Source organism: Actinomadura sp. HBU206391, from assembly GCF_014323665.1.
Classification (GTDB): Bacteria; Actinomycetota; Actinomycetes; order Streptosporangiales; family Streptosporangiaceae; genus Actinomadura_C.
This window is the reverse complement of record NZ_JABVEB010000290.1, coordinates 1-6419: the sequence shown is the minus strand read 5'-3', so window position 1 is coordinate 6419 and position 6419 is coordinate 1. Positions and strand designations below refer to the sequence as shown.

Below are 6419 nucleotides of genomic sequence, written 5' to 3'. Positions count from 1 at the left end.
GAGCCATGGTGCCGGTTCGAGCCGCAACCGCAACCGCAACCGCTGCCGCGGCCGCGGCCGCCCACGAAGTGGCGGACCCCGGCTCTGCGGGCATGGACGCGCCGCACCACCACCCGCCCCTGGCGAACCTTGGCGCCACGGACCTTGGCGCCACGGGCCTTGGCGCCACGGGCCTTGGCGCCACGGGCCTTGGCGCCACGGGCCTTGCCGGCGGAGGCCTTGCCACCGCAGACGACGTCAGGTGCCATCGCCAGGCTCCCCGCGTGGGCGGAGCCGGCAGCACCCACCGCCAGCGCGGCCGCTCCCGCGAAAACCAGGCCGGACACGGCGACCGCCATGCTCTTCGGAATTCCCATGGAACTTGCCTCCTTGGAGAAATCAAGCCGTAAAGGCCGAATTCAGATTTCTACGGAACGAGGTCGGCCCCGCGGCGACAATCTAATGTCCCGACAACAATGAGGGCATCAATCAACCCACCGACTGACTTCATGCCGCATTTTCCATTAACGTCCTCCCCGAAGAGAGGTCCATAAAACCACTGGATATAAGACTTGGCACCAATTCGAGACTCTCGACGATCCGGTTTTAATCGTCACTATTCGCTGGTGTTCGTGGCGTTCCCGACCATCTCGAACTGATGTCCGATCTGTTGCGCGCGATCGTGCCGAGCCACACACCCCGCGGAACCCGGTGGTTGGAACGCCGCCGACGTGCGCGGCCATGGGACGGGGCCTCGCACCGAGCGGTGCGAGGCCCCCCATAGCGGCGACACCCTACGAGAGGTGACCAGGTCACCGCCGTCCGGCCGAGGCGGCAGTTCGGGAGCCCGCAAGTGTTGACATGGTGACAGAGCGACGCTACTGGACCTTCTCGGCCTGGCGCTCGAAGGGCTCGATCTCTTGCTTCTCCTTCTGGCGCTGGAACTGGTCACTGTCGCTCTCGCTGAAGTTCCGGTTCCTGTTGACGATGATCGCGCGCCTGTGCTCGCGGGCGTGGAAACGGTCGAACTCGTGGAAACGCTCGTGGCTGTGGCAACGGTGGCAGACGGCGCGGCGATGCACCCTCACTGGCGCGGCCCTGTGGACGACCACCCGGCGGTGGACCACCGGACGGGGGCCGGGGCCGCCGCCACCGCCGAGAACGCTGCCGCCAGAAGTCACGTGCTGAGGTGCGGCGACCATGGCCTGGGCGCCGGCCGGAGCGGCCGCGAGGACGACACCTCCCGCGAAGACCAGGCCGGACACGGCAATCGCCATGCTCTTCGGAATTCCCATGGAACTTGCCTCCTTGGAGAAATCGAGCCATAAAAGGTCGAAGTCGGATCTATATGGAACAAGGTCGGCCTCGTGGCGACATTTTGATGCCGCGACGAGCAATGGATGAATGAAAGCACCCACTACCTGACTACATACCGTATGTTCCCCTTACGTCATCCCCTGGACCAACTTCACGAAACCGCGAAGATATGAGACTTGGGAATCTTGACAGAGGTGCTTTAATGAACGACGATCTCGCCGCTATATACCCTTATTTCAGCCAATAGTCTCGATATCGGCCCAGCTAGGATGGAACGGGGCCTCACACCGATCGGTGCGAGACCCCGCATGCCACATGCGAATGGCAGTGACTCACTGGCCGTCGAACAGCGACACCAGTGCGCTCACACCGCCCCGGTGATCAGTCCGCGTCCTCGAATTGATCATTACGCTGCCTCTGACGCTGGAACTGGCCGGTATCGCTCTTACTAAAGTTGTTGTTCCGGTTGATCACGATGATCCGCTGATTGTGGCGGAAGTGATTGCGGTGGTGTGCGTGCCACCTGCTGTGATGACGGCCGCCGCAGCAGTCGGAAACGAGCTGCTGGGGTGCTGCGGCGGCGACGGCCTGCGCGCTCGCCGGTGCGGCCGCGCCCACGGCGAGGGCGGCACCTCCCGCGAAGACCAGGCCGGACACGGCAATCGCCATGCTCTTCGGAATTCCCATGGAACTTGCCTCCTTGGAGAAATCAAGCCGTAAAGGCCGAATTCGGATCCCTACGGACGGGACGGGCTTCGCCGCGCGACTTGTGGGCCGCCACACCGAGTAATGGATGCATGAACGTATCCAACGCCTCACTCCATGCCGTATGTCCACTTAGGTCATCCCCGACACTGACGCCACGAAACCGTGGAATACCAGACTTGGAGCCCATTCGAATGTCTGGACATAGATGCTTTAATGACTGCCGGTCATCGCTCTGTGGTCGTTGCATGTCAGACTACATACAGCATTTCAGTTTACCCGAAACGTCGGCACTTGTACCGAGATGCAGATGGATATGGGGTCCCACATCCACCGATGCGAGACCCCATACGCCCAATCTTGACAGGCGGCCATTAATCCTGCGTGGCCGGGAACTCTCTGGCCTCTCCCTTCCCCTTCCCACGGTCGGACCGGTCGTTGTCACTCTTGCTGAAGTTGTTGTTCCGGTTGATGACGATGATGCGCTGATGATGGCGCCAGTGGTTACGGTGATGGCGGTGCCACCGTGAGCTGCTACGACCGCAGCAGCCATCGGCGACCAACTGCTGGGGTGCGGCGGCCATGGTCTGTGCACTGGCCGGCGCGGCGGCGCCCACTGCGAGGGCGGCACCTCCCGCGAACACCAGGCCCGACACGGCAACCGCCATGCTCTTGGAAATTCCCATGGAACTTGCCTCCTTGGAGAAAACGAACCATAAAGGGTCGAATTCGGATTCTTTACGGAACAAGGGCGGCTCCGTGGCGCGACATCTTCCGCGACACCGAATAAATTAGGACCTCCACGGACCCACTACTTGACTCCATACCTTATGTTCCACATATATGATCCCCAGGGCTAAGTCTGCGAAACCGAGCGATGGGAGACTTGACATCCATTCGACGCTCTCGGCGAGCCTGCTTTAATCAGGACGATCACGTACGTTGCGTGCTTTTATATGCGGTATTTGCATTTATGTCCAGATTGCCGTAACTGCCTACTAATACGGTTCCCGGATACAGCCATCCCCCGCCGTCCGCAGCCGCTCTGACCCACGGCGACCAGGCCGCACAATGAATGGGGTCTCGTACCAGCCAGCACGAGACCCCAGGTCAGCCCGCGTTCGGGGCATGGCCACACCACCGCACAACCGCGTCACGTCACCGCCGACTGGAGCGCTCGCCCTTACTCCTCCACGGGTGATCAGCCGAAAGGATCGAGCGGGAGCGCCAGGCGAGCCGTACGCCGCCTCGGTCAGTCGTCGGCGTTTTTCATGGGCTTCTGGAGCTGCTCGTGCTTTTCGAAGTCCTGGTTCTGACGCTGGCGCTGGAACTGGTCGGTATCGCTCTTACTGTAGTTGTTGTTCCGGTTGATCACGATGACGCGCTGATGGTTGCGCCAGTGATTATGCTGCCAGTTCCGGAAATGGTGGTTGCTCCTGCCGCGGCAGCAACCACCGCCCCAGCCCCGGTTACCGTGCTGAGGCGCGACGACGGAGGTCTGGGCACTGGCTGAATCGGCCGTGCCCACGGCCAGCCCGGCACCTCCCATCAATGCCAGACCGGACACGGCAGCCGCCATGCTCTTCGAAATTACCATGGAACTTGCCTCCTTGGAGAAATCGAGCCATAAGGCTCAATTCGGATCTCTACAGAACAAGAGCGGCCCCGTGGCGGCACCTTCCCGACACACCGAACGATGAGCAAATCGATGGACCCACTGCCTGCCTCCATGTTCCGCCTACATGATCCCCGGGATCAAGTCGGCGAAACCGCGAGATGTGAGACTTGGCATCCATTCGACACTCTCGCCGATACTATTTTAATAAGTGTGTTCACGCAGACTGAGCCGCTTATCGGCGGCTACATATCGTATGTCCATATCGCCGGTTATGCACATAAGAACATGACGTCAGGTCCGGCTCAGGTCACGCGGTTGTGGACACCGATGAGATGGACCGCAAAAGGGGTCTCGCACCGAAAGGTACGAGACCCCCATGTGCAACGGTCCCCGACCGGCCAGGCCGGACGTCAGTCGACTGGCGGCGTCTCGGGCGCGCCGGGCGTTAGAGGCGTTCCACGGGCTTCAAGCGCTCCGTCGGCACCAGGCACTCCGCGGCGTCCGCGCACGTCAGTTCCCGCCTCCGCCGCCGGCACCTGCCCCGGCGGCCGCCGCCGCGCCTTGCTCCTCGCCCCCGTTGCCGTTCCCGTTCCCGTTGCCGTTCCCGTTAGGCGCAATGCCAGGAATGAAGTTCTTCTCCACGTCTTGGCGCTGGCGCTGGCGCTGGGACTGGTCGGTGTTGCTCTTGCTGTAGTTGTTGTTACGGTTGATCACGATGACGCGCTGATGGTGGCGGAAATGGTTACTGTGCCAGTTGCGGTGATGGCGGTGGCTGTGGCAGCCACCACCGCCGCGGCAGCCCGCGCTCAACTGGGATGCGGTGGACGTGGCTTGCGCATTGGCCGGAGATGCGGCCCCGATCGCGAGGGCCGCACCACCCGCGAGGACCAGGCCGGACACCGCAATCGCCATCCGCTTAGGAGCTCCCATGGAACTTGCCTCCTTGGAGAAATTAGGCATGAAGACTACATTCGGATTTCTATGGGAGGAGATCGGTGCCGTAGCGCGAATTGACATCACACCTGGCACTGAGCAAACAAATTCGCCCACCACCTGACTCCATATCCCATCTCCCGCGAACATGATCCCCTGGACCAACTCCGCGAAACCGCACCATGGGAGACTTGGCATCCATCAAAGACTCTCGGCGAACCTGCTTTAATGAAGACGATCAGCGATATTAAGCACTTTTATGCCGCCCTAAATGGGTCTATGTCCAGATCGCACCCAAATCCACTTTAAGCATTCCTGCCGACGCGGGCTTGGACGACCCACTACGAGATGGCCAAGAGAAAGGGATCCCGCACCGGTAGATGCGAGACCCCCAATCCCCCTGGCCAGGTGATGGTCAGATCAGTAGCGAAGTGCCAGGCACTCCGGGCGCCAGAAGGGAGCGGGAGGGCCGGGGCGCGGGAGGCGCTCCAGGCGGTAGCGGGCCGCCCTGGCCAGGCGGGCTCGGCGGCGTGCTGCGAGCCGGATGTCGACCACGTCCCTTCTTCGACGGGGCTGTCGAGGCTCCACGCGTTCTCGTGGCACGTGGTTCCGCCGCAGGCGTCCTGCGCGCCGCTCTGCGTGCCTGTGGAGCAGCCGCCTCCGGAGCCCGTGGAGCCCCAGCACCGGGTGCCGGCGGCGCTCCAAGGCCTTCCGTTCCGGGGGATTCAGGCCTTCCCGGTGCGCCTCCAGAGTCTCCGGCCGGACCTTCCTCGGGCCTCTTCGACGGCGCGGCCGCGGCCGGCGCCTGACCGTCTCCTTTCGATCGAGGGGCAGACGGTCCGTGCGTTGTCAAGACGCGTGGCTCCACCGCGGGCACACCCTGCACTCCGCGGGCCGGCCGAGCCCCCGATCCACCAGGCTGCGGCGCCGCGGATCCAGTGGCTCCCCCATCCCCCAAGAGCTGACTGGCTTGATTCCCCCCACCACCGCCGCCGCCACCAGCGCCGCTGCCACCGCCCGCCGCGGCCGAGGACGAGGATGAGGTCGAGGACGAGGTGTCGCCCAGGTCCTGAAGGCTCTGGCGCTCCCACTGGCGCTGCAACTGGTCACTTGTGGCGTTCGCCACGTTGTGAATCCTGTTCACCACGATGACGCGATGACGGCTGTGTTGACGATTTCGGTCGCTGTGCCGGCTCCGGTCATCGGATGACGAGTGAGCATGCCCATGGCTGGAGATCACCTGTTGGGGTGCGGCCACGGGGGCCGCCACGCAGGCCGGCGCAACCGCGCCCATAACGAGGCCCGTACCACCCGCGAACGCCATGCCTGATACGCCGACCGCCACGCGCCTTGGAATTTCCATGGAACTTGCCTCCTCGGACAATTAGCCACAAAAGGCCGAATTTCGACTTAAATTGGGACAGAGTATATGTCCTCGTGGCATCAGGCCTCCGCCATAACAAAGAACAAGAAATGAATGAAAAGACCCACGCCTGGCTTTATATCGCGCGCTCCGATTAGGTCATGCCCTGGGTCATGTCCATGAAACCGCGAGATGCATGACTTGGTTTGACTTCGACATTCCAGACAGCCGCGCTTTAGTTGGCAGCCAATTGCCGCCAGTATCTCCTTTTTGGCGCTACTGCATATATGTATGTCAGGCCACAGCCAGTTTAAATTCTCCGAATCGCGCCGTACCATATCTCTCTAGGATAATAGCCGCATGACTATATAAAAAGTACAGGGTCTCGCACCCATGAGGCGCGAGACCCTGCACTCACTCCTGGGCCACTCCGCTAGCGGAGATCAGGCCACGACCCCGGCGGCCACGGCGTCGTCGTCGTTGTTGTTGTTGTTGTTCGGCGCG

At 62.2% G+C, this 6419-nt stretch carries 6 protein-coding genes; all 6 read right to left on the bottom strand.

Features of this window, described 5'->3' with window-relative positions; all coding sequences use genetic code 11:
- The coding region (locus HKK72_RS34420; RefSeq protein WP_187238597.1) for a hypothetical protein at nt 1–356 on the bottom strand (356 nt) is incomplete at its 3' end.
- 501 nt (nt 357–857) lie between these two features.
- The gene (locus HKK72_RS34415) at nt 858–1397 is read right to left on the bottom strand and encodes a hypothetical protein (RefSeq protein WP_187238596.1); all 540 of its coding nucleotides are present in this window, start codon (nt 1395–1397) and stop codon (nt 858–860) included.
- Nucleotides 1398–1677: 280 nt separating this feature from the next.
- Complete coding sequence (locus HKK72_RS34410; protein ID WP_187238595.1) at nt 1678–1983, bottom strand: hypothetical protein; 306 nt, start codon at nt 1981–1983, stop codon at nt 1678–1680.
- A 392-nt stretch (nt 1984–2375) separates the two neighbouring features.
- Nucleotides 2376–2750, bottom strand: a complete 375-nt coding sequence (locus tag HKK72_RS34405; RefSeq protein ID WP_187238594.1) for a hypothetical protein — start codon at nt 2748–2750, stop codon at nt 2376–2378.
- 503 nt (nt 2751–3253) lie between these two features.
- Nucleotides 3254–3598: a hypothetical protein gene (locus HKK72_RS34400; protein ID WP_187238593.1), complete on the bottom strand. Its 345-nt coding sequence runs from the start codon at nt 3596–3598 to the stop codon at nt 3254–3256.
- 531 nt (nt 3599–4129) lie between these two features.
- The gene (locus tag HKK72_RS34395; protein ID WP_187238592.1) at nt 4130–4531 is read right to left on the bottom strand and encodes a hypothetical protein; all 402 of its coding nucleotides are present in this window, start codon (nt 4529–4531) and stop codon (nt 4130–4132) included.
- Between the last annotated feature and the right edge of the window lie 1888 nt (nt 4532–6419).